This window comes from Mesorhizobium sp. STM 4661 (genome assembly GCF_000359125.1).
Lineage (GTDB): Bacteria > Pseudomonadota > Alphaproteobacteria > Rhizobiales > Rhizobiaceae > Mesorhizobium.
Genome location: NZ_CAAF010000082.1, coordinates 381,489 through 406,216, shown reverse-complemented (window position 1 = coordinate 406,216; position 24,728 = coordinate 381,489). Strand labels below are relative to the sequence as shown.

The 24,728-nt window shown below is 63.1% G+C and carries 16 protein-coding genes and 1 pseudogene; 3 read left to right on the top strand and 14 right to left on the bottom strand.

What is annotated here, in order from left to right; genetic code table 11:
- The first annotated feature begins 89 nt into the window (after positions 1 to 89).
- On the top strand, positions 90 to 8,534 hold the full coding sequence (locus tag MESS4_RS29245; protein WP_006339161.1) for an autotransporter outer membrane beta-barrel domain-containing protein: 8,445 nt from the start codon (positions 90 to 92) through the stop codon (positions 8,532 to 8,534).
- Positions 8,535 to 8,587: 53 nt separating this feature from the next.
- The gene (locus MESS4_RS29240; protein ID WP_006339159.1) at positions 8,588 to 9,172 is read left to right on the top strand and encodes an invasion associated locus B family protein; all 585 of its coding nucleotides are present in this window, start codon (positions 8,588 to 8,590) and stop codon (positions 9,170 to 9,172) included.
- A gap of 45 nt (positions 9,173 to 9,217) precedes the next feature.
- On the opposite strand, the gene MESS4_RS29235 is transcribed toward MESS4_RS29240, so the two are convergent.
- The 8 genes from MESS4_RS29235 to MESS4_RS29200 all read right to left on the bottom strand — a co-directional run bounded on the left by MESS4_RS29235 (position 9,218) and on the right by MESS4_RS29200 (position 18,542).
- Entirely contained in the window at positions 9,218 to 9,679 is a 462-nt protein-coding gene (locus MESS4_RS29235; protein ID WP_006339157.1) for a PTS sugar transporter subunit IIA, read from the bottom strand.
- Between the two features lie 56 nt (positions 9,680 to 9,735).
- A complete protein-coding gene (locus MESS4_RS29230) occupies positions 9,736 to 10,428 on the bottom strand; it encodes a response regulator transcription factor (protein WP_006339155.1) in 693 nt (230 codons plus the stop codon).
- Positions 10,425 to 13,193, bottom strand: coding sequence for a sensor histidine kinase KdpD (locus MESS4_RS29225; protein ID WP_006339153.1), 2,769 nt, complete (start codon positions 13,191 to 13,193; stop codon positions 10,425 to 10,427). Before MESS4_RS29225 ends, MESS4_RS29230 begins: the two co-directional genes overlap by 4 nt.
- A gap of 69 nt (positions 13,194 to 13,262) precedes the next feature.
- Positions 13,263 to 13,832 carry a potassium-transporting ATPase subunit KdpC gene (gene kdpC, locus MESS4_RS29220; protein WP_036242491.1) on the bottom strand — a complete coding sequence of 190 codons (570 nt, stop codon included), beginning with the start codon at positions 13,830 to 13,832 and terminating at the stop codon, positions 13,263 to 13,265.
- A gap of 12 nt (positions 13,833 to 13,844) precedes the next feature.
- Positions 13,845 to 15,938 carry a potassium-transporting ATPase subunit KdpB gene (gene kdpB / locus MESS4_RS29215; RefSeq protein ID WP_006339151.1) on the bottom strand — a complete coding sequence of 698 codons (2,094 nt, stop codon included), beginning with the start codon at positions 15,936 to 15,938 and terminating at the stop codon, positions 13,845 to 13,847.
- Positions 15,939 to 16,172: 234 nt separating this feature from the next.
- Positions 16,173 to 17,876, bottom strand: coding sequence for a potassium-transporting ATPase subunit KdpA (kdpA, locus tag MESS4_RS29205; RefSeq protein WP_006339149.1), 1,704 nt, complete (start codon positions 17,874 to 17,876; stop codon positions 16,173 to 16,175).
- A 34-nt stretch (positions 17,877 to 17,910) separates the two neighbouring features.
- Complete coding sequence (gene kdpF, locus MESS4_RS32885) at positions 17,911 to 18,000, bottom strand: K(+)-transporting ATPase subunit F (protein WP_081609884.1); 90 nt, start codon at positions 17,998 to 18,000, stop codon at positions 17,911 to 17,913.
- 335 nt (positions 18,001 to 18,335) lie between these two features.
- Positions 18,336 to 18,542 carry a hypothetical protein gene (locus tag MESS4_RS29200; protein ID WP_036242390.1) on the bottom strand — a complete coding sequence of 69 codons (207 nt, stop codon included), beginning with the start codon at positions 18,540 to 18,542 and terminating at the stop codon, positions 18,336 to 18,338.
- Positions 18,543 to 18,870: 328 nt separating this feature from the next.
- Here MESS4_RS29200 and MESS4_RS29195 point away from each other — a divergent pair, with 328 nt between their 5' ends.
- Complete coding sequence (locus tag MESS4_RS29195) at positions 18,871 to 19,179, top strand: hypothetical protein (RefSeq protein ID WP_006339139.1); 309 nt, start codon at positions 18,871 to 18,873, stop codon at positions 19,177 to 19,179.
- 62 nt (positions 19,180 to 19,241) lie between these two features.
- On the opposite strand, the pseudogene dapA reads toward MESS4_RS29195, so the two are convergent.
- From dapA to MESS4_RS29170, 6 genes and pseudogenes are all read right to left on the bottom strand, one after another.
- Positions 19,242 to 20,155: pseudogene (gene dapA / locus MESS4_RS29190) on the bottom strand (4-hydroxy-tetrahydrodipicolinate synthase).
- Positions 20,156 to 20,692: 537 nt separating this feature from the next.
- Complete coding sequence (locus MESS4_RS29185; RefSeq protein ID WP_244441237.1) at positions 20,693 to 20,914, bottom strand: hypothetical protein; 222 nt, start codon at positions 20,912 to 20,914, stop codon at positions 20,693 to 20,695.
- A 16-nt stretch (positions 20,915 to 20,930) separates the two neighbouring features.
- On the bottom strand, positions 20,931 to 21,113 hold the full coding sequence (locus tag MESS4_RS33830) for a hypothetical protein (RefSeq protein WP_006339126.1): 183 nt from the start codon (positions 21,111 to 21,113) through the stop codon (positions 20,931 to 20,933).
- 227 nt (positions 21,114 to 21,340) lie between these two features.
- Positions 21,341 to 22,831, bottom strand: a complete 1,491-nt coding sequence (locus MESS4_RS29180; RefSeq protein ID WP_006339123.1) for a hypothetical protein — start codon at positions 22,829 to 22,831, stop codon at positions 21,341 to 21,343.
- Positions 22,832 to 22,908: 77 nt separating this feature from the next.
- The gene (locus MESS4_RS29175; protein ID WP_006339113.1) at positions 22,909 to 23,610 is read right to left on the bottom strand and encodes a class I SAM-dependent methyltransferase; all 702 of its coding nucleotides are present in this window, start codon (positions 23,608 to 23,610) and stop codon (positions 22,909 to 22,911) included.
- On the bottom strand, positions 23,591 to 24,640 hold the full coding sequence (locus MESS4_RS29170) for a glycosyltransferase family 2 protein (protein ID WP_006339106.1): 1,050 nt from the start codon (positions 24,638 to 24,640) through the stop codon (positions 23,591 to 23,593). Before MESS4_RS29170 ends, MESS4_RS29175 begins: the two co-directional genes overlap by 20 nt.
- Positions 24,641 to 24,728: the final 88 nt, after the last annotated feature.

Below are 24,728 nucleotides of genomic sequence, written 5' to 3'. Positions count from 1 at the left end.
TATCCAGCATTTTTTTACTGCCTAAGCGGATGTGGCGGCGGCGCCGGACTCAAGGAGGGGTTGGAGCGTCGCGATCTAGGGGGAAGTGCATGGCTTTGTTCTCAAGGCATTCCGCGACGGATTCCGCGCGGCGGGCGAACCGGCCCATTCTGCCAAACCGCTTGGCGCTGCTGCTTGGCGCGACAGCCCTGGCCGGGCTCCTTCCCCTTTCTTCCGGCATCGTCCATGCGCAGGTGTTGATCCCTCAAAATGGCGGCAACGGAGGCAATGGCAGCGGCTATGACGGCGACGGTGGCAATGGCGGCGCGGGTGGCAACGCGGTGCATGTCAACAACGCCGACCAGAGCGTCTCCGCGCCGGCTCCGCCCCTGGTTAGCGCCTATGATGTTACGGCCGACGGCGGCAATGGCGGCAATGGCGGATACGGCTTTCTGGTTTTCGTGGGCAATGGCGGCGAGGGTGGCAATGGCAATAGCGCAGGAAGCGCCACAGCCACCAACACCGCCAGGCTGACCACGGCAGGAACCTTGCATCATGGCATGATCGCCACAGCGACGGGCGGCCGGGGTGGTAATGGGGGTGGCAGTGGCGGGCTTTTCTTTGCGGATGAGGGCGACGGCGGACATGGCGGCGCCGGTGGCAACGCCAGCGCGACCGCTACTGTTTCGAGCATCATCGAAACCACCGGAGCGAATTCGGTTGGTATAGTTGTCGACGCAAGCGGCGGCGATGGCGGCACCGGGGGCAATGCGGTTTCCGCCGGATACGCCAATGCAGGCGAGGGTGGCAACGGCGGTCATGCCGGTACGGCGAGCGGCAGCAACGCTGGTTCAGTCACTACCTCCGGGCAATTCTCGTATGGCATGCTCATTCGCTCCGCCGGCGGCAAAGGCGGCGACGGGAATACAACCTCGACGCTTTTCGCGGGCTCTGGCAGCAATGGTGGGGCTGCAACCCGAGGCGGCAATGCTTCGGGCGACAATTCCGGCTTCATCACGACCCATGGCGAATCCGCCAGCGGACTGGTCGTCCAGTCGATCGGAGGCGCCGGCGGCGATGGTGGCGGTGCTTTCGGGCTGTTTTACGCGGGAGGCGGATCCGGCACCGACGGAAATGATGGCGGAGAGGCCAGAGCGACCAACACCGGCAGGATCACGACCTACGGAGCCAACGCAATCGGCATGCTGGTTGAATCGATCGGCGGTGGTGGCGGCAATGGTGGTGGCGCCGGGAGCGTTTTCGTTTCCACTGGCGGTAAGGGTGATGGCGGCGGCAATGCGGGAACTGTGATCGCCGGCATCGGCGGCGAAATCAGCACCGGCGCGGACGACAATGGCGGCCACGGCGCAATCGGGGTCCTGGCCCAATCGGTGGGCGGCGGCGGCGGTAATGGCGGGTACGCAGTTGCGATCGGGAGCTCTGTGGCGGCCGTTGCGATAGGCGGCAGCGGCGGGGCCGCTGGGAACGGCGGCAACGTCACCGCCAACCAGGCTGGAAACGGCGTTATCGTCAACACAAACGGCCGATCGGCGATCGGCATGCTTGTGCAGTCGGTCGGCGGCGGCGGCGGCAATGGCGGCGGCGCGATCGCCGCCGGCGGTATCGCTTCGGTCGCCATCGGCGGCTCGGGTTCACGAGGCGGCAACGGCGGTGAGGTGCGCTACAACATCGGCAATGCCAATGTCACCACCAGAGGCGCGGATTCCGCCGGTGTGATTGCACAGTCGGTGGGCGGCGGCGGCGGCAATGGCGGGTTCACGGTAAGCGTTTCTCTCGGGGTTGCCGTCGGTGTCGGCGGTGGCGGCGGTACTGGCGGTAATGCCAGCCTGGTCGACGTTACCAGTGGCGGTTCGATCGAGACGTCCGGCGAACGATCCGCCGGGTTCATCGCGCAGTCGATCGGCGGCGGCGGCGGCAATGGCGGATTCAATATCGCCGGCAGCCTTGGTGCGACGATCGGCGTCGGCGGCAGCGGGTCCGCGGGCGGCAATGCCGGTGAGGTGTTTTTCCGCACAGCTGCTGGTGGTCTTCAGGAAATCGAAACGCGCGGGACCGATTCGACCGGACTGATCGTGCAGTCGATTGGCGGCGGCGGCGGTAATGGCGGCTTCTCGGGAGCAGTCGGCGTCGCCGCGGCGGTCTCGGTTGGCGGCACCGGATCGGCCGGCGGCAATTCGATGGCTGCGAGCGCTGATTTCAACGGCAGGGTCGATACGTGGCAGGACCGGTCGGCGGGTATCATCGTGCAGTCGATCGGTGGCGGCGGTGGTAACGGTGGAGGTGCGTTCACGGGCAGCTTCGCGGTTTCGGTCGGCGTCGGCGGCGATGGTGACGTTGGTGGCACCACAAGCACGGCCAAATATACCTCCAATACGAGTACGATCACGACGCGTGGCAACGATTCCGCCGGCCTCATCGTGCAATCGGTCGGCGGCGGCGGCGGCAATGGCGGCTTCTCGGTCAATATCTCAGCGGCGGTTGCCGTCGGCATCGGCGGCGGCGCCAGCGCCGGCAGCAATGGCGAGCGTGTCGATGTTGACATCAACACCGCTACAATCAGCACCGGCGGCGACCGGTCGATAGGCATTCTTGCGCAGTCAGTCGGCGGCGGTGGCGGCAGCGGCGGCTTTACGCTTGCGGGATCAGGGGCTGTTTCCGTCGGGATCGGCGGCGAAGGCGCCGGCGGCGGCAATGGCGGCGAGGTTTATGCCACCGTGCGTGCCGGCAGCATTTCGACCTCAGGCGAATATTCTCATGGCTATGTCGCGCAATCTGTCGGCGGTGGCGGCGGGGCCGGAGCCTCGACAATCTCGGCCGGGCTGGGCGTCAACGTTGGCGTCGGTGGCGATGGAAGTGTCGGCGGTGTCGGGCGCAACGTCACGGCGTCGAATGGCGCGGTGTTGCAGACGGACGGCATTTTCTCGCACGGCTTCCTGGTGCAGTCCGTGGGTGGTGGCGGCGGCTCCGGTGGGTTCTCGATCGCGGCCGGTCTCGGTCCGGCGGTGTCCGTTGCTGGCGGTGGCGATGGCGGCGGCAGCGGCGGCGAAGTCCGTGCAACCAACACCAATAGAATCACGACACTCCAATATGGTTCGATCGGCCTGTTCGCCCAGTCGGTTGGCGGCGGCGGTGGCGATGGCGGCTTCAGCTATGCCGTCGGCACAACGGCCGCCGTTTCGGTCGGCGGCGGTGGTGGATTGGGTGGCGACGGCAGGTTGGTCGACGTCACCAACAACGCCAATATCAGGACATATGGTGGCCTTTCGCACGGCATCCTGGCGCAGTCGGTGGGTGGCGGCGGTGGCAATGGCGGCGCCTCGAACTCCGTGGCCGTTGGTCTGGCCGCCATTTCCGTGTCGATCGGTGGTGGTGGTGGCGGTGGCGGCACCGGCGGCAACGTCATCGTTCGCCATACCGGCGATATCGAGGTCAATGGCGGCGGTTCCAAGGGTATCTTCGCGCAGTCGGTCGGCGGCAATGGCGGCAGCGGCGGCGACGCATTCGCCTTGTCGGCGGCGGCAAACATCTATCCCTATCCGGCAGGCGCGCTTTCGGTAGCGGTCGGTGGAACGGGCGCCGCCGGTGGTAGTGGCGGGACAGTGGAGGTAACCGGCAACGGTCACATCGCATCGATAGCCAATCCTGCCGTAGTCGATGACAACGGCAATCCCATCAATCCTGACAATGGCGGCGGCATACTGGCGCAATCGGTCGGCGGTCGCGGTGGCGACGGCGGGCGCAGCCGTACCTATTCGGGCAGCTTCAGCCCCACGGTCAGCATCAACCTGGGTGCATCCATTGGCGGCAAGGGCGGCGGCGGCGGCGGCGGCAACACGGTAACGGTCAATTATGGCCTCAGCGATCCGACGAGTTCGATCGAGACGACGGGCAACAATTCGCACGGCATTCTCGCCCAGTCGGTCGGCGGTGGCGGCGGCAATGGCGGCGACTCCATGGCTGGCGCCGGGGGTCTCGGCGGCACCGTCACCGTCAATGCCACGGTAACGGTCGGCGGTTGGGGCGGCACCGGCAACACAGGCGGCACCGTCAATGTCAACAATGCCGGCACGATCCTAACGAGGGGCCATACCAGCAACGCGATCCTGGCCCAGTCGATCGGCGGTGGCGGCGGCTCGGGCGGTTCGGCCAGCGGCACGACGGCGTCGGTCGACACGGGCTCGAATGTCAACGTCAACGCCAATGTGGCGATCGGCGGCCAGGGCGGTGACGGAAACAATGGCGGCGCGGTCACCGTCATAAACTCCGGTGCGCTCGATACGTTTGGCGATTTCTCCAACGGCATCCTGGCCCAGTCGATCGGCGGTGGCGGCGGCGCGGGCGGCTCGGCCGATGCCAAGGCGCTCAATCTCGGCAGCAGCGAGGGCACCACGGTCAACGCGAACCTTGCCATCGGCGGCGGCGGCGGTGACGCAACCGGAGACCGCGACCGCGATGGCGTCACCAACGGAGCGGAATGGGGCACCTATGCGCTCGGTGTCGGCGGCAGCAGCGGCATGAAGGTTACGGTGAACAATTCCGGCAACATCCATACGCGCGGGTATGGGTCGGCGGGCATCGTCGCGCAGTCGGTCGGCGGCGGCGGCGGCATTGCGGGCGCCGCGGCGGCGGGCAGCGAGGGCATGTATGGCGGTAGCGCGACCGTTTCAGTTGGCGCGGGCATCGGACTGGCGGGCGGCGATGCCGGCAATGGCGGCGAGATCGAGGTGACCAACACCGCCAGGATCCAAACCGACCGGGACGAATCGAACGGCGTTACCGCGAGCTCCGTCGGCGGCGGTGGCGGCATCGGCGGTGCGGCGTCATCAGGCGTCGAGGCCGAGTATGCGATTGGCGGTTCCGTGGGTGGATTTGGCGGAGCAGCGGGCCTGGGCGGTCTTGTGCGCGTCATCAATCGCGATACCGCGGAAATCCGCACCTATGGCAATCGGTCCATCGGGATCTTCGCGCAATCGATCGGCGGCAGCGGTGGCGCCGGCGGCGGCGGCGAGAGCCAGGGCTCGGGCGCGACGCTGACTGTCAATCTGGTCGTCGGCGGTTTTGCCGATGGCGGCGGCGGCGGCGGCGAGGTGATCGTGGAAAATGCCGGCATCATCACGACCGGCAGTCTGGACCTGTTGACCGGCGCGCGCACCGGCCACGGATCGCACGGTATCCAGGCGCAATCCATCGGCGGCGGCGGCGGCAGTGGTGGAGCGGCGGGCACGACCAGCGAGGAGGCGGAATATCAGATCGCCGCGACGCTGAGCGGCAAGGGCGGCAAGGGCGGCGCAGGTGGCAATGTGACGGTCACCAATCAGGCAACCGGCCGCATAGTGACCGCCGGTGACAACGCCCACGGCATTTTCGCGCAATCGGTCGGCGGTGGCGGCGGGTCGGCCGGCGCGGGCAACAGCCAGGCCGAGGGCGGCGACACGACTGTCACCTTGCAACTCGGTGGAACCGGTGCAGGTGGTGCCAACGGTGGCACTGTCCGCGTCACGAATTATGGAGATATCACCACCCTTGGCGTCATGTCGCACGGTATCTTCGCTCAATCGATCGGCGGCGGCGGCGGCGCGTCGAGTTCCCTGACGCAGGCTTCGGACGGCAAGACCGCTATTGGCATTCAGCTGGCACCAGAGGATCTTCTTCCCGGCCCGAATCAGGTGGTTGGCGCTGGCGCGAATGGCGGCGCTGTCTACGTTCATCACAACGCAGGCACCATCAACACATCCGGCGCTGGCGCCTTGGGTATCTTCGCCCAGTCCGTGGGTGGCGGTGGCGGCTTCGGCGGCTCGATGACCAACGAGTCCGAGGGCGACGGAGCGTATTCGCTTCAGGTCGGCGTAGACGGCGGGTTCGGCGGCAATGGCGGTTATGTGGAAGTGCTGGTCGCCGGCGACATTCACACCACCGGCGCTTTGGCGCATGGCGTGGTCGCGCAGTCCGTCGGCGGCGGCGGCGGAATGGGCGCGGATGCTTCCGGCAAGGCTGCCGTGGCGCTGGGCGTTGGCGGGCTCGGCGGAGCCGGCGGCGACGGCGGCAACGTCTATGTCGAGCGCACGGGCACGATCATCACCGAGGGCGCGGATTCGATCGCCATTATCGCGCAGTCCGTGGGCGGCGGCGGTGGCATAGGCGGAACCAGCTTCGGCCGGTTCGCGACCGATGACAATGGCAGCGGCCCCAGCGAATTGACCCTGGAGATGCTGGACGGGTCCAGGGGCGTCGGAGGCACTGTCACCGTCATCCAGACCGGCGAGATCGAAACGACGGGCATCCGCTCGCACGGCATTGTTGCCCAGGCGGTCGGTGGCGGCGGCGGCATCGCCGGCGGCCTGAACAAGGGCGCCGGCTCGGCGGGCGGTATTGGCGATGCCAATGCCGCCGCGGCGACGGCGAACAGCCAGATCGCCGTCTACGGCGCGGAAAGCTATGCGCTGTTCGGCCAGAGCGCGACCGGCCAGGGCAATGCCAATGCGGTTACGCTGACCGCAAGGTCCAACCTGTTCGCGCAGGGCGCGGATTCGGTTGCTGCCTATGGCGAAAGCACTGCCCAGGGCACCAAGGGCGATATCACCATGAATCTGAATGGCCAGTACACGATCGGCGGCGCGGCGACCGGTGTCGCGGCCATGCTGGTCGGTGGCCAGGACAACACGGTGAACAACAATAGCCTTCTTTACGCGATGGGGGCGACGCCGTCCTTTTCCTTCATGAATGAGGCAGACCTGACCGCATACCTCCAGGAGCTTGCTGCTGGTGGCCCCGTTGCGCCGGAGAAGGCGATCCTGGAATCCCTTCTCGACGATTTCAGCCCGCTGTCGATCACCGGCACGTCCGGCAACGATCTGGTCAACAATCAAAGGACAGCCAACACGCTTGGCCGCTTCATCGGCAATATCGATCTCGGCGGCGGCCTGAACGGCTTCCACAATTTCGCCGATTCCTCGATGGTCGGTCTCCAGACCATCGATCTAGGCGGCGGCACCTTCCTCAATGACGGCCTGATGACCAACAAGGGCATCGCGGTGGTGGAGACGGTCGATGTGACCGGCGGCGTCACCCAGAGCGCCACCGGCGATTTCGTCACCGACGTCGACCTCAACAATCAGATCACCGACGCCCTTGCCTTGACCGGTGCCGGCAATTTCAACGGCGAGGCGCCGCTGAATTTCCTGTCCATCGACAGACTGTTTGCGGAATATGTGCTGGCCAGGGGATCCTCGATGGTGGATTCCGGCATCACGCCAACGACGCTGCATCCGGCGGTCGGCTTCAACTTCCTGACCAGGGTGGACAACGGCACCGATCTCGTCCTCTACGCCGACAATCCGACCTTCCTGGAACTGGCGCAGGATCCGGGCTCCGGCACCACCGATCCCGGCGTGTTCCAGATGGCGCAATATCTCGACGATATCGAAGCGTCGTCGAGTCCGGACAATCCGATGGCGCGGCTGATCAACATGCTGCGGTTCCTGCCGGACGAGGCGGCCCTTGGCGCGGCGCTGACCAGGCTGACGCCGCATTACGCGGTGCATGCATTCGAGATGGTCAACCGCTCGGCCGACATCATGCTTGAAACGGCGCGCGAATGCACCGGCGTTCCTGCATACAAGAACTCTGACGGCCGCTGCGTCTGGGGCTCGATCAGCCCGCAGGCGGAATACAACCGCGACGCCGGGGCCGGAACCACCAGCCGTGACGATGTCTTGAAGACGATGTCGTTCGGCGCCATCGCCGAGGTCAGTCAGAACTGGTCGCTGGGCGCCACGATCGGCCGGACCGAGTTCCAATCGGAGATCCATTTCAACCAGGATCTGCTGTCGACCACCGAGGGTGAATCCTGGCAGGCCTATGCCTTGGCGAAATACGAGAACAAGAACTACTTCGTCGATTTCGCGCTTGGCGGCGGCACGGGCATGTTCGACGGCGAACGCGACACGCAGGTCGATCAGGTCGGTTTTATTCCCGGCGAAACGCTGGCAGGCGTCTATCTGCCGGAATTGCTGCTCGACGGTATCGGCAACAGTGTCAGCTACACGCAAAGGACAGCCCAGTTCGGCGGCTCGGCGCGGTTCGGCGTGACGCAGCAGATGGGCGCCTTCTACCTGCAGCCGACCCTGCAATTCGATGCGCGCTGGCTTCGCGTCTCCGGCAAGGAGGAAGGCTCGGTCGCCGCCTTCAATTTCGACGGCAGTTCCAACACCTATTATTCGGCAACGCCGGCTATCGAGCTCGGCACCGACATCGCGCTCAGCGACATCGCCAGCCTTCGTGTCTACGGCAAGGCGGGTGTCGAGTTCTCGAACAAGGAGTGGGAGATCGAGGGGCGTTTTGCCGCCGCCGAAGGTCTGCCTGGCAATCCGACGCTGACATTGACAGAAAAGGTCGATTCGCCGCTCTATCGCTTCGGCGCCGGTCTCGAACTCAATGGCGTGAATGGCGTCGGCATGGCCGTCAGGTATAATGGCGCATTCGGCGAGACGGTAAAACAGAACGCGGTCAGCGCATCCCTCAAGGTCAGCTTCTAGAGCATGATCCCGAACAAGAAGCTGGAGCCTGAGGCGGGCAAGAAGGGGTATTTATGAGAAGCAAGGCGCATTTTGCGGCGATGCTGGGTATTGCCTGCATCGTCGGGTTCCCGGTCGCGACAGCGGCGGCGCAGACCAAGGCCGACAAGGCGGTGCCGGTCGAGGGCGCGGCCAAGGCGCCGCAATTGCCCGGTGGTGCGTCGGCCTTGTCCGAAACCCATGGCGACTGGACGGTCAATTGCCAGATCGCCGGCATAAACAAGGCCTGCAGCCTGTCCCATCAGCAATTCAACAAGCAGAGCGGCCAGCGCCTTCTGGCGATAGAATTGGCGACCAAGACCACGGAGCAAGCCAATGGCACCTTGGCGCTGCCGTTTGGACTGGCGCTCGGCAAGGGGATCAATCTCGAGATCGACGACAAGAAGCTGGAGGGGACGCTGCAATTCAGCACCTGCCAAGCCGTCGGCTGCCTGGTGCCGGTGGCATTCGACGCGAAAATTACGCCCTTGCTCAAGGCCGCCACAACGTTGAAGGTCAATGCGGTCGCGGCGGATACCGGCCAGCCAGTCAGCTTTTCCATCTCGTTGGCTGGCTTCAGCGGCGCGCTTGCCCGGACCGCGGAACTCTCGGTGGATTGAGCCCGCGCCCCGGTTCATCTGCAGCAGATTTTTGCGTTCATTCCTTCATTCGGGCGAATTCGCCTGGAGAATTATCGCTGCGTACAATTCGTCGGCGCTTGTTGCGCTGCGGATATTTTTCAAAACCTCGTGCGAGCGCAACTGCCGCGCCACGCAGGCAAGCGCGTTCAGATGATCCTTCCTGCTTTCGCCCGGCATCAGCAACAGAAAGACGATGTCCACCGGAATGTCGTCGACGGCGTCAAAATCGATCGCCTTGCTCAGCCGGGCAAGCATGCCGAACGGATTGACCACGCCCGGCACACGCGTATGCGGAATGGCGATGCCTTCGCCAATACCCGTCGAACCGAGCTTTTCCCTATCAAGGAGCGCTTGCAATATCGGCCCTTCTTCTATCCCGAGCGCCTCGCTGGCTTTCGCCGACATAGTCTGAAGAACACGCGATTTCGACTTGGCCGGGAGGTCAATGACCACGCTTTCCGGCCGGATGAATTCGGCGACTTTCATATCGTTCTCATTTGATTGGCGATGTGGAGCAGGATTGGGAGCACGTTGACGCCCACTCACTCGACCTCGCGCAGGCGGTATCCGACGCCGGTTTCGGTCGTGATGTAGCGTGGCTGGTCGGGCGTTTTCTCGATCTTTTGCCTGAGCTGGCGGACATAGACCCTGAGATACTGCACGTCGGTCGAATCGCCCCAGACCTGTTTCAGCAGAAACTGGTGTGTGAGGACCTTGCCTGCGTGCTGTACCAGGATGCGCAATATGTCGTATTCCTTCGGCGACAGCTTTATCTCCCTGTTCTCGACCTTGACGATGCGCTTCACCAGATCGACGGTGAGATCGCCGGTTTGGAACACCGGCTTTTCGCCCTGCTGCTGGAATTTGTGACGAAGCGCCACACGGATGCGCGCGACCAGCTCATTCATGCCGAACGGCTTGGTGATGTAGTCATCGGCGCCGAGCTCGAGCGCGGTGACGATGCCGGACTCGTCGGTGCGGCTGGAAAGGATGACCACGGGAATGTCCAGGCCGTCGTCCCGCCATTTGCGCAGCAAATCATGTCCGCCCATGCCGGGCAGGCCGAGATCGAGCAGGATCAGGTCCGGCTTTTCCGCCTCGACGAGTTCGATCGCCGCCTTGGCGTTCGGCGCCTCGCTGATCGCATAGCCCTGGCTGCCGAGACCGACGCGGAGCAGTTTTCTGATCGGCGGTTCGTCATCGACGACCAATATACTGACGTTCGAATGTGTCATGCCAAGTCACCAGTATTCTGGTTGTCGATATTGAGCTCGTCCACACTGGGATCGCCCCCATTTTGATCGCCCATAGGGGGCAGTTCCGTCGGCACCGGCATCCTGATGGTGAAGACCGCACCCGAGCGGTCGGTCCTGTTTGCCGCCGAGATTGTCCCGCCCATCGCTTCGATAAAGCCGCGGCAGATCGACAGGCCCAGCCCGGTGCCGGCACGGACCTGGTCGCGCTTGCGCACCCGGTAGAAGGTGTCGAAAATTCGCTCCAGATCCGCCGGTGGAATGCCCGGCCCCTCATCCATGATCTGTAGGGTGACGGTGCCGTTGTCGACCCAGGCCCGCATCCGGATTGTCGACTCCGCCGGTGCATATTTCGCGGCGTTGTCGAGGAGATTGAAAAGCACTTGCTCGAACAGGACCGGATCGAGCTTCAGCATCGGCAGGTTCTGCGGAATGTCGATTTCGGTCTTGTGCTCGCTGATGATTTTCTTCGCCCTTTGCAAGGCGGAGCCGACAATGTCGCCGACATAGTGGAAAGCGTAATTCGGTTCCATCGCGCCGGATTCGATCTTGGTCATGTCGAGCAGATTGGCGATGAAGCGGTTCAGCCGTTCCGATTCGTCGAGCACGGTCGACAAGAGCTCCACCCGGTCCTGTTCGGGAAGTGCAGGCGCGAACTCCCTCAGCGTCCCGGCGGCGCCCATGATGGCCGCGAGCGGCGTTTTCAGGTCATGCGAAATCGAGGTCAGCAACGCCGAGCGCAGGCGGTCGGCCTCGGCCGCGAGCTTGGCCCGGTCGACATCGGCGACAAGCTGGATGCGCTCGATGGCGACCGCCGCCTGGTCGGCGAGAGCGTCGAGGAGGCGCTGCTGCTCGGGCGTCAGCAGCGGCCCCTGCTTGTCGTTGTCGAGGCCGACGACGCCGACCGCCGTACGGCCGGTCCGCAAGGGGAGATAGAGGCGCTTTGCGCCGGGCAGCGTATCGGCGCCACGGCCGGCGGGGCGATCGTGCTCCCAGGCCCAGCGGGCGGCCGCGATGTCGGCCTCGGCCAGCGTGTCGTCGGGGGGATAGCCGGCCTTGACGGTGATCGAGCCGTTCTCCGGCAAAAGCAGCACCACGCGCAGCTTCAGCATCGAGGCGATCTGGAAGGCAGTCGCCCAGAGCACGTCGTCGAGCGTGCCGGCGCCAGCGAGCTTCTTTGAGAAGAGATAGATATCTTCCGTCGCCCGTGCCCGTGAGCGGGCAGCGACCGCCTGACGCTGCACGCGCGCCGTCAGATTGCTGGCAATGACGGCGACAACGAGGAAGACGGCAAGCGCAACGAAGCTCTCCGGGTCCCTGATCGTCAGGGTGTAACGCGGCTCCAGGAAAAAGTAGTTGAAGGCAAGGGCGCTGATGAGACAGGCATACAATGCCGGCCAGAGTCCGCAGGTCACCGCCGATGTCAGCACCGCCAGGAGAAAGACGATTGCGAGATTGCGAACGTCGAGAAACTGGTCGAGAACCGCGCTGACGCCGAGCGAGCCGGCGACATAGGCCGTGGCAAGCAGATAGGGCCAGACTTGGAATTGCGTCTGCTCGGTTGCCGCCTTGACGCTCCTCGACGCCGCGTCGGTACCCCGATCGGTCCCCGAAATGACATGGACGCTGATGTCGCCGGCATTGCGGATGAGATCATAAGTAAGCGAGCCTTCGATCAGTTCCCGCCAGCGCGATCGGGTCGGCCTGCCGATCACGATATGGGTGAAGTTGTTCGCGGTCGCATGGCGAACGATGTCCTGCGCGACGTTCTGGCCCGGAATGGTCGTCACCTCGGCGCCGAGCTGCTCGGCAAGGCGCAGCAGCGTCGCCAGTCGATCCTTGTCCTCCTCGGAGATGGCGGCCAAACGAGGGGTATCGACATGAAGCGCCGTCCAGGGGGCGCGGAGCCGGTCGGCCAGCCGGCGCGCATAGCGGACGCGGGCCGCCCCGCCCGGACGGGCGTCGACGCAGACGAGAACCCTCTCCCCCGCCGCCCACGGCCCCGGAATGGCGTGCGCCTGCATATGGTTCAGCAACTGCTCGTCGACGCGCTGGGCGGTGCGCCGCAGCGCCAGTTCCCTGAGCGCCGTCAGATTGCCTGGCGAGAAATAGTTCTCGATGGCGCGCTGGGCGGTGTTGGGGAAATAGACCTTGCCTTCCTTCAGCCGCTTGATCAGGTCGTCGGGGGTGAGGTCGATGATCTCGATGTCATCGGCCTGGTCGATGATGGAGTCGGGAACCGTCTCGCGCACCCTGACATGGGTGATCTGGGCCACGACATCGTTCAGGCTCTCGACATGCTGGACGTTGAGGGTCGTGTAGACGTCGATGCCATGTGTCAGGATTTCCTGAACGTCGAGATAGCGCTTGGGATGGCGGCTGCCGGGGGCATTGGTGTGGGCGAGCTCGTCGACGAGAACCAGCGCCGGGCGCCGGGCGAGGATGGCATCGATATCCATCTCGTCCAGCATGCGGCCCTTGTAGTCGACCTGACTGCGCGGGATGACTTCAAAGCCTTCGACCAGCGCCTGGGTTTCCTTGCGGCCGTGCGTCTCGACGATGCCGATCACCACGTCCATCCCGTCGGCCCGTCTGGCGCGGCCCGACATCAGCATCTCATAGGTTTTGCCGACGCCGGGTGCCGCGCCCAGGAAAATCCTCAGACGACCGCGCTCCTCGCGCTCCGCATGATCAAGCAGCGCATCTGGAGAGGGTCTGTTTTCGACGTTGCTTCTGTCTTCCGGCATTTGACCCTGGAAATAGCACTATCACAAACATGAAGGGCGCCGGGGTGGTGTCGATCCCCGGCGTATCATTCATTGCTTGGTTGCATCGTCCAGTGCAAGGTTGAGAGCAAGCACGTTGACGACCTGCTCGCCCATGAAGCCGAGCTCGCGGCTTTCGACATGGCTGTCGACGAGCGACTTGATCTTCGCTTCATCGACGCCCCTGGCCTTGGCCACCCTGGCGACCTGGAAGTAGGCGGCTTCGGGACTGATGTGCGGGTCGAGGCCGCTGCCGGACGTGGTGACGAGATCCATCGGCACCGGCGCGCCCGGATTTTCAGCCTTCAACTTCTCGGCGTCGGCCTTGATGCGGTCGATCAGCTTGGGGTTGGTCGGGCCGAGGTTCGAGCCGCTTGAGGAGGCGGCGTTGTAGCCGTCGCCGGCGGCCGAGGGACGGCCGTGGAAGTAGTTGTCGCTGGCGAAAGCCTGGCCGATCAGCTCGGAACCGACAACCTTGCCGTCCTTCTCGATCAGGCTGCCATTGGCCTGGTTGGGAAACAGAGCCTGGGCAATGCCGGTCATGCCGATCGGATAGATCAGGCCGGTCAGGACCGTGAAGAAGACGATCATGATGATCGCGGGTCTGATTTGATTGAGCATGGACATAGTTCCTTATGCGAGGCCGATGGCGGTGATGATCATGTCGATCAGCTTGATGCCGACGAAGGGCACGATGATGCCGCCAAGGCCGTAGACGAGAAGGTTGCGGCTGAGCAGCGCGCCGGCGCCGATGGCGCGGTATTTGACGCCCCTAAGCGACAGCGGGATCAGCGCGATGATGATCAGCGCGTTGAAGATGATCGCCGACAGGATGGCGCTCTGCGGCGTCGCCAGATGCATGATGTTGAGCGCCTGCAGCGGGCCAGACGTCTGCCCCGGCGCGACGTAGAAGACGGCGAACATGGCCGGGATGATGGCGAAGTACTTGGCCACGTCGTTGGCGATGGAGAAGGTCGTCAGCGAGCCGCGCGTCATCAACAGCGCCTTGCCGATCTCGACGATCTCGATCAGCTTGGTCGGGTCGCTATCCAGGTCGACCATGTTGCCGGCCTCGCGCGCGGCGACTGTACCGGTGTTCATGGCGACGCCGACATCGGCCTGGGCAAGCGCCGGGGCGTCGTTGGTGCCGTCACCGCACATGGCGACCAGTTTGCCCTTGGCCTGTTCATCGCGGATAAGCTTCAGCTTGTCCTCTGGCGTCGCCTGGGCGAGGAAGTCGTCGACGCCGGCCTCCGCCGCGATCGCCGCCGCCGTCATCGGATTGTCGCCGGTGATCATCACCGTGCGAATGCCCATCTTGCGCAGTTCGGCGAAGCGTTCCCTGATGCCGCCCTTGACGATGTCCTTGAGATGGACGACGCCAAGCAGGCGTCCGTCGCGCTCGACCGCCAGCGGCGTGCCGCCGGACTTGGCGATCTCGTCGGCGATCGCCTGCAGGTCGCGGACGGCATCGCTGGCCGGGCGCGCACCGCTGCCGGCCAACGTCGACTGGTTGACGTGGGCGAGAACCGAATCGACCGCGCCCTTGCGGATCGACGAGCCGTCGATATCGACGCCGCTCATGCGGGTCTGCGCGGTGAAGGGCACGAAGGCGGCATGCAGTGCTGCCATGTCGCGGGCGCGAATGCCGTATTTCTCCTTGGCCAAAACGACGATCGAGCGACCCTCGGGTGTTTCGTCGGCGAGCGACGCGAGCTGCGCCGCGTCGGCCAGTTCCTGCTCGGGGACGCCCTTGACAGGGCGGAACTCCGTCGCCTGACGATTGCCGAGCGTGATCGTTCCGGTCTTGTCGAGCAGCAGCGTGTCAACGTCACCCGCCGCTTCCACGGCGCGGCCCGACATGGCCAGAACGTTGAAACGCACCAGGCGGTCCATGCCGGCGATGCCGATGGCCGAAAGCAGGGCGCCGATCGTGGTCGGGATCAAGGTGACGAACAGCGCGACCAGCACGGTGACCGAGATGTAGCCGCCGGAATAGGCGGCAAAGCTCGGGATCGTTGCGGTGGCCAGCACGAAGATCAGCGTCATGCCGACGAGCAGGATGTTGAGCGCGATCTCGTTCGGCGTCTTCTGGCGCGAAGCACCTTCGACCAGCGAGATCATGCGGTCGAGGAAAGTATGGCCGGAGGCAGCGGTGATGCGCACGCGGATCCAGTCGGACAGGACCTGCGTGCCGCCGGTTACCGCCGAACGGTCGCCGCCGGATTCGCGGATGACCGGCGCGGATTCGCCGGTGATCGCCGCCTCGTTGACGGAAGCGACGCCTTCGATCACCTCGCCGTCGGACGGGATGATGTCGCCGGCCTCGACGAGCACGGCGTCACCGACCTTCAGGCTGGTGCCGGGCACCAGCTTGAACTTGGTGCGGTCCTCGCCGGTCAGAAGCTTGGCTTGCGTCTCGGTGCGCGCCTTGCGCAGCGAGTCGGCCTGCGCCTTGCCGCGGCCTTCGGCCACCGCTTCGGCGAAGTTGGCGAACAGCACGGTGAACCACAGCCAGATGATGATCTGCAGCGTGAAGCCGAAATCGCCGCCGCCAGTGACGAGGTCCCTGAGGAACAGGACCGACGTGAGCAACGAGACGATGGCGACGACGAACATCACCGGATTTCGGATCAGCGTGCGCGGGTTCAGTTTCCTGAAGGCTCCGCCGATGGCGGGCCACAATATGCGGGCATCCATGATAACAGCGGATTTGGACTGGCTCATTTGGTGGCTCCAGTATCAATGTTGTTGGACGGCGCCGATCGATCGGATGCCGAAAAAAGATGCGGCGGCCCGTAGGCCAGCAGCCAGATCACGATCATGACTGTCGCAAGGCCGAGGAAGGTGGACATGGTCGGGAAGGGAGGGGGAGTTGCCTCCCCTCATTGTCGGCCCGGGGGTGAGCCTTGCGACGCATGATGTTGAGCCAGGACATGTCGTTATCCAAGATGGGGCGGCTCAGAATGTCTGCCCGTGGATCATCGCCAGATGCTCGACGATCGGTCCGATCGCCAGCGCCGGGAAGAAGGTCAGGCCGACGACGATCAGGATGACGCCGACCAGCAGGCCGACGAACAGAGTACCGTCTGTCGGGAACGTTCCGGCGGAAGCCGGCACCGTCTTCTTCGCCGCCAGCGAGCCGGCGATGGCAAGCGCTGGAATGATGACGAAGAAGCGACCCACCCACATGGTGATGCCGAGCGTGATGTTGTACCAGGGCGTGTTGCCGGAGAGGCCGCCAAAGGCCGAGCCGTTGTTCGCGGCCGCCGAAGTGTAGGCATAGAGAACTTCGGAGAAGCCGTGCGGACCGCCATTGGCCATTGAGGCCACGGCGCTTGGCAGCACGACCGCGATGGCCGTGAAGACCAGCATGACCAGGGGCAGAGCGAGGATGGCGAGCATTGCCATCTTGACCTCCTTGGCCTCGATCTTCTTGCCGAGATATTCGGGTGTGCGGCCGACCATCAGGCCGGCAACGAAGACGGCGACTACGATGAACATCATGATGCCGTAGAAGCCGGCGCCGACGCCACCGACGATGACTTCGCCGAGCTGCATGTTGATCATCGGGATCAAGCCGCCGAGCGCGGTAAAGGAGTCGTGCATGGCATTGACCGCGCCGCAGGACGCGGCGGTGGTGATGACCGCGAACAGCGCCGACAGGGCGATGCCGAAGCGGGTCTCCTTGCCCTCCATATTGCCGCCGTCGATGCCGAGCGCATGAACCAGCGGATTGCCTGATGCTTCCGCCCAGTAGCAGACCGCGACGCCGGCGATGAACAGCACGCCCATCGCGGCCAGGATCGCCCAGCCCTGGCGCTGGTTGCCGACCATGCGGCCGAAGACATTGGTGAGTGCGGCGCCAAGCGCGAAGATCGTCACCATCTGGATCAGGTTGGAGATCGCGTCGGGATTTTCGAAAGGATGGGCGGCGTTGGCATTGAAGAAGCCGCCGCCATTGGTGCCGAGCATCTTGATGGCGATCTGCGAGGCGACGGGGCCGACCGCGATCGTCTGCTGCGCGCCTTCCAATGTCGTGGCGTTGACGTACGGGCCGAGCGTCTGCGGCATGCCGAGCCAGACATAGACCAGGGTCAGCACGATGCAGAGCGGCAAGAGGATGTAGAGGGTGCAGCGGGTCATATCGACCCAGAAATTGCCGATCGACTTGACCGAATGCCGAGCGAAGCCGCGGATCAGCGCCACCGCAATGGCAATGCCGACCGCAGCGGACATGAAATTCTGCACGGTGAGGCCGGCCATCTGCACGAGGTAGGACATCGTGCTTTCGCCGCCGTAGTTCTGCCAGTTGGTGTTGGTCACGAAGCTGACGGCGGTGTTGAAGGCGAGGTTCTGCTCAACCGCTGTCATGCCGGCGGGATTATAGGGCAGGGCACCCTGCAGTCGCTGCAGGACATAGAGCACCAGGAAACTGGCCAGGCTGAAGAACATGATGCCTGCCGCGTAGCTGGTCCAGTGCTGCTCTTCGCGCTCGCTGGTTCCCGAGATGCGATAAAGACCTCGCTCGATCGGGACAAGAACAGGCGAGAGAAACGTGCGATCGCCGTTGAAAACGCGATACATATAGCCGCCAAGCGGCTTCACAAGCAAAACGACGATCCCGCAATAGACGAGGATCTGTATCCATCCGAAGAGAGTCATTGGTGTAGCTTTCCGTGCCTGGCGCCAGTTGCTGTCAGAAGCGTTCTGGGCGAACGAGGGCGTAAGTCAGGTAGGCGAGAAGGAACAAGGTCACACCGCCACCGAGGATATAGTCGACAAGCATGTTGTGTTCCTTCCGTTAAAGACTGTCGCAAGCTTTGATGTAGGCGAAGGACAGAGCGAAAAACAAAACCCCTATCCCGATAACGACGATGTCCATGGTACGCATTCCTTGTTTATTTTTGCGCTTTGTATTTCAAACCTGCGGCCACTAGTCTTGCTTGGTTTTGCGCATTGTGTTGAAATTCTGCGGCCTGCCAGTCGAATTCATACAAAAACACCTCGTAACGACGTAGTCGCCACCAGGTTTGCCTGCTGGAATATGGATCGAAACACCATAAAGGTTCGAGACGTGGCGGAGAGGAAAGAAATAAAATTCCTATAAAGATTTCTCGAGCGTTAACCGGCCGCCATCATGATACAGGTTACCAGCGCGGCACCCGCGAGCATGACGCCGCCCAGCCGCAGCAGCATTCCGAGTTCTCCCGGATAGGCGGCCATCCGCGTCTTTGCCTCGACCTCGGGCGGGTAGCGCCGATTTTCCCGCAGATCGCGGGTCCGGTAGTATGTGTAGCATGGGGCATGCCGGGGCAGCATCGTCTTCATCCTTCTGTCGTCTCGGATCAAGCCGCCGTCGCGACGGCATCCGCACTCAAGGCATCTACGTAGCGTGCCGTGGATATTTTCTCGATTGAGGGAAGGGTGTGAAGATATAAAGAAGGCATATATAAAATAGCAGAATTTATAGTCGACATACTATAGCAAGTTCTTCGATTCTCTTCGCTTTCGAGCTCTCTATCATTATGCGGCGTTGATGAATCAGGTCGCGAACTCCTCTCGAATTCATATGCAACTGCCGACTATCTAACGCTGGTCCGTTCGTGGGCCGGCGAAAAAGTGACCTACGCCCGGCCACGCCGAGAGCGATGGTTCAATGAATAAGATCCCAAATCCGTTCAAATTGAATGCCAAGGTCGGGCTGAATGCCAGGGTCAGGCGAAGCCTGCCAGCCGAGTCCTTCATTCTGGCGAACCCGCGGTCCGAAGGCGCGACCATCGGCCATCTCGCGGACAAGCCGATTTCCGAGACGGTCGTCGATGGAAGCGGCCATCGATACCGCTATGTCGGCGTTGCGCCGCGCAGCACCGACGGTCGCTTCGACTTCGACAGCCTGCGCAAAGGCGAGTGGATCGTTCGGCCTGGACTGGTCTACCTTCTGGAAGAGTCCAGGCGGCCAACCTAGAGAATGCCTTTCCAATATGCGCGTCACGTCTGAAGAATTGATGCGACGCGCTTTTCGGTTTGTCAGCCCCACCAATGTCCAGCGTTCACAACAGCCCGTGTCGAGCTGAAGACATTGCTGTCGTTCTCGGCCAGCGCCAGCATCGCCTCGCGGATGGCATCGGCGGTTTCCGGTTGCACCGGCGTCAGCGGCAAGCGAACATCGGCGCTCAGCCCCAGCGCAAGATGCAGCGCGTATTTCACCGGGATTGGATTGCTTTCCAGTTCCAGCGCCGCGATGAGCGGCCTCAGCCGATGGTGTATGGCCCGAGCAGTGTGGTGATCTCCCGCCCGGCACGCGTCGTGCATTTCGACGCACAGGCGGGGTGCTACGTTGGAGACCACGGAAATCGTGCCCCGGCCACCCATGGTGTTGAAGCCGAAGGATGTCGAATCGTGACCCGAGAACTGGATGAAGCGATGGCCGAGCGTGGATGAAAGCGATGACGGCCGGCTCAGATCGCCAGTTGCGTCCTTGATGCCGACGATGGTCGGTATTTTTGCCAGGCGCTTGATCGTTTCGGGAAGCAGGTCGACGCCGGTGCGGCCGGGACATTGTAGACAATGATCGGGATGCTGACCTTGCGGGCGACAGCTTCAAAATGGCGATAGATGCCCTCCTGGGTCGGCTTGTTGTAGTAAGGCGTCACGATCAGCGCCGCATCGGCGCCAAAGGCCTCGGCGGCGGCGGTAAAAGCGATCGTCGCCTCGGTGTTGTTGGTGCCGCTGCCGACGATGATCGGCACCCTGCCGCTGGCGACCTTGACGCATCGCGCGATGACGTCGAGACGCTCTTCCCACGACAAGGTCGGCGCCTCTCCGGTCGTGCCGCACGGGACCAGGCCGTTGATACCCTGTTCGATCTGCCACTCAAGCAGTGTCGTCAGGCCCGCCAGGTCGACCTCTCCGTCTGAAAACGGCGTGACCAATGCGGTCATGGCACCGTTCAGGCGCAGGCGTGCTTGTTCAGGCGTCATCATGGACGGATTTCCTTTTGTTGGTTTGGAAGGCCCAGTGAGGCTTCCGCTATGCAGAAGCGAGGCAATCAGCGATGCCAGAACCGCGGCTGACAGATCCGCATGCTCCATCCGGAACCTCTTTGTCGCGGCTCCGGCGAGAGGCGCCGTCGGTTGAAGCGTGCATGTCCAGTGTCCGCCTGTATTGCCGAGGCTGGCCACGGAGCGGTTTGATACCGCGACCAGCAACATTGCGGCGTCGAGCGTGGCGCCGGCATCAACCAGGCAGGCAAATCGCCGGCCTTCGGGAGACGACCTGTCGATGGACAGGCTGCGCGCAGCTTCCCACAGTTGGTGATCGAGAAGCTTGCGCGTATGCGTCAAGCGTTCGAGCAGGCTGCTCAGATCGGCAAGATGCGGAGTTTCCATGATCGGCTTTCGCGACCTGCCGGAGCAGCGACGATGTCAACTGTCGTGAAATCGCTCGCTTGTCGTTGCCCGGGCCTTACGGATCACGGCTCAATTGAACAATGACAGCCGTGCGGATGCAGGCGCGAACTTTACCGCTCCCGCCTGATGGTCGCTCTCCATGGTAGCGAAACGGATGACGGAATTCCTGTCGGTGAAAACGCCGCCGGTCTGGCCCTGTTCATCGCGGGCGATCCAATGGCCTTCGCCATCGAGCCCGACGACAAAGCGGTGGAGAGCGTTGGAAGTTCGCGGAGGTACTGAGTTGGGCATCATATTTCTCTTGGTATCAGGAAACCGAGGCGGCGATGGCCGCGGCGGTCAGCAGGAAGCCGATTGTCAGAAGCATCTTGGTCAATCTGAAAGGTGCGATCGACCGCTTTCGCTCACCATGGGCCACCGCCTGGATGTCGGCCTTCACCGACGAGACAGGCAGGGGACGGTGGGTGGGTAGCCCGTGGCTGCGATACATCGGATTTTTCCTTCTTCCTTCTCGGTCGTCGTCACGAGGTGGCGACTGCCTGCAGCGATCTGCTGCGTCGAGAAAAATAGAAGGCCCGGCATTGGGATTCGAGAGAGGTGAATAGGGAAAAATATTAAAAAGTCATAGGTTTAGCGGTGAACTTGTCGCCGCGCTCTTTGGACGACAAGCGTCGCAATCCGGCTTTGACGGCCAGGCATGTCCGACCGGCGCCGAAATCAAGCGCCAGGCACGAAGATCACGGCGTATTTGTCTGAATATGCCCGCCTCCAGCCCAACTCGTCGAAGAAGGGAATGCGGCTGTCGTCCGCGGTCAGCAGCGCCCAGGCGATCGCATATTTCTTCAGCTGCGCCTCGAGGATCGGCTTTCCGCCGCTGCGGCCCATTTCGGAATCTGTCTTCGTAAAGCCGTTGAGAAAGAGCTGATCCGTCCGGCCGTCGATGAATGTCTTGATGCCATGGAAAATCAAGCTGCCGCCGAAATTGTACGAATTCAGGACATTGCCCGACAGATGATGGCTTTCGGCGAATGCAAGCGCATCCCTGGCGGAAGTCTTCTGGCTAGGCTCGGCCTGATAGGCGCTGGTGAGCACGGCGACCGCAGCCACCACCACCATGCCGGCCACGCCGCAGATCTGGTAAAACCATCTGGCGAAAAATCGTTCCAGCCCGTCGCGCTTGTCCGCCATCCATTTGGCCAGGGAAAGCGAGGGGTACTGCTCAGCCACCTCGACCGCAATCACGATCGGCACCAGCAGGAAGAACAGATACATGAAGCGCAGATGGGTGAGATAGACATGCAGCGCAAAGATGATGAACAGCGCCTTGGCCCAGCCAATGCGCAGTCTCGACACAAGCAGCGCGAAAACGAACAGCAGGATGCCCACTTCCTGGAGTGGTTGATCCGAAGCGTCGAACGGTCGCCACTCGACGATCAGGGGAACCGCTTCATTGCCGTAGGCTACCGTGAAAGTGGCGAGGATGGCCTTGATGCCATAGGGATTGATCAGGCTGACCAGCGGGCAAAGCAGACCGAAAGCAACCCACTTGGCAAGGAGCATGGGGTTGGACAGGCGGGTTCGCGCCAGAAGATCGAGGCCGGCGAAAGCCGCAATGACGAAGCCAAGCGTAAAGGTCGCGTGGAGATTGGCCCACAGCACAAGCAAGGCAAGCAGCCACAAAGGTGGGGCTTGCTCATAGCGCGCGGCACGGAAAAGCGTTGCCGTCCAGATCACGATGATGGGCAAGGTGAAGATGTGAGGACGCGCGGTGTAGATGGGCGAGATCATGGCCGCCGCGAGCAGGGCCAGCCCGACTGCCGCCGTCGGCCTCAGCCAGGTGCTGAGATGCCATGACAGCAGCGAGATCGTAAGCGCAATGGTGGCGATGATCAGCATCGCCACACCGTTCCAGCCGCCTGCCGTGTAGGAGAGCGCGAGGAGAACCTGCCCGAGCCATTCCTTGGCGATCCATGGCTGGCCGGCGAAAGTATGAGAATAGCTGTCGACAAGCGGGAACGTACGATTTGCCAGCAGGTCGAGCCCTACCTTGACCTGCCACCAACAGTCGGGGTCCTGCAGGATGGCGACAGCGTGGGCGGAAAGCGCGAACGCCACGAGAGGCGCGACGAGCAGGCAGAACAGCAACCTGGACCGCAGTGCATCTTTGACCGGCGACACGGCCGCCATGGTCGCCTGAACCACGTTCATTTCATGTCTCCAAGCCGCTTGGCGGCAGGTTGATCAGAGGTTTCGGCGTGTCGCTCATCCGAGGGCAAGGCGTTCGGTCAGACGGCGGGCTTGACCGCATGCACGAAATATTGCGCCCCCATGGGAATCCTGGTCAGGTAACGTTCCAGGGGCCGCAATCTTGCGAGCAGGCGCGGGAAGAAAATCCGGTAGACGATGTCGGGACTGGAGAAGCCCGCCGCTTTCATTCGCCGGCGCATGTCGCGGCCATTGATCAGCACCGCATTCTCGTCGAAGGCACAGTTTCGCACCGCGTGCGTCGTCAGCGGATTCCAGGGATTGTGCTCGAACAGAAAGAAGCTGCCGCCGACGGTCAGCACGCGCTCGATCTCCTTGATCAGGCCGACATGGAGGTCTTCCGGGATGTGATGAAACACGCAGGCGGCGAAGGCTAGATCGAAACTGCCGTCTGCATAAGGGATGGTTTCGCCATCGAAGGGCCTGAAATCGGCCTGGCCGGGAAAGCGCTTGCTGGCGATATCGAGCGACTGCGAGGATGGGTCGAGCAAGGTGATCTCGCTGTCGGGAAACGCGGCGCGCATGGGCCCCAGCGAATTGCCGACGCCGGCGCCGAAGTCGAGTATCCGCCGTGGTTTCACACCGGAGCGAGCGAGCCGTGCCGCGACGTCGTCGATCTTGTACCGCGCAAAGAAATCCGGCGTTTCGCCGCTCAGCCGGATGCTTGCGGCGTGCTGCTGCTGATATTCGAGCGCGAACTGGTCAAACTCGGCCTGAAGCACGCGGGGCTCCTTTCGTCATTTCCCGGGCCAGTTCCTGCAGGCGATGGACGGGCAACTCCGCGGCGGCGGGATCGTGGGCAGCGATCTCGTTGACGAGATAGAGAGGCCGCCGCTTGGTCTCCATGTACATGCGCCCGAGATATTCGCCGAAAATCCCGAGGACCAGAAGCTGGACGCTGCCCAGGATCAGGACGATCGCTGCCAGGCTCGTCCAGCCGGGCAAGACGCTGCCGGCAAACCATGAGAAGAGCGTGTAGCCGAGCGCGGCAAGCCCGAGCAGGCCGAAGATCATGCCGAGATGCGAGGCAAACCGCAGTGGCACGATGGAGAAGCTGGTCATCGCATCCATTGCCAGAAGCACCATCTTCTTCAATGGATAGTGCGTGGTGCCGGCGAAGCGCTCGTGCCGCTCATAGGGAAAGGCCACCTGCTTCAGGCCGATCCAGCTCACCATGCCGCGAATGAAGCGGTAGCGCTCCGGCATCGCATTGAGATGATCGAGCGCGCGGCGGCTCATCAGGCGGAAGTCTCCTGAATCGAGCGCCATGTCGACATCGACCATCTTGCGCAGCAGGCGGTAGAACAATGCGGCGGTGCCGCGCTTGAACCAGCTTTCGCCCTGGCGCTTCAGCCGCTGGCCGTAAACGACGTCGAAGCCCTCATCCATCTTCGCCATCATGGCTTCGAGCAGTTCCGGCGGGTCCTGGAGATCGGCATCGAGGATGAGAATGCGCTGGCCGCGGCAGAACTCCAGGCCGGCGCTGAGCGCGATCTGGTGGCCGTAATTGCGGGCAAGGTCGATGCCGACGACGTGGCTGTCCTGTCTGGCGAGCTCGAAAATGGCCTCGCGGGTGCCGTCGGTTGCTCCGTCGATCACCAGGACGATCTCGTAGGATTGACCGGCCTGTTTACGGCAAACGGCTGTCACGCGCCGGTAAAGCTCTGCAACGCCGCCGATCTCATTGTAGCACGGCACGACGACGGACAGCGCAATAGCATGTCGCGTGGCGATCTTGTCTGTTTGCACCAAAAGCCCAACTCCCATGGTCGGAATGGGAATAGGCCGAATTTGTTAGAAAACCGATAAAAGCTGCTCAGGAATCCCCGCTGTCACGCCG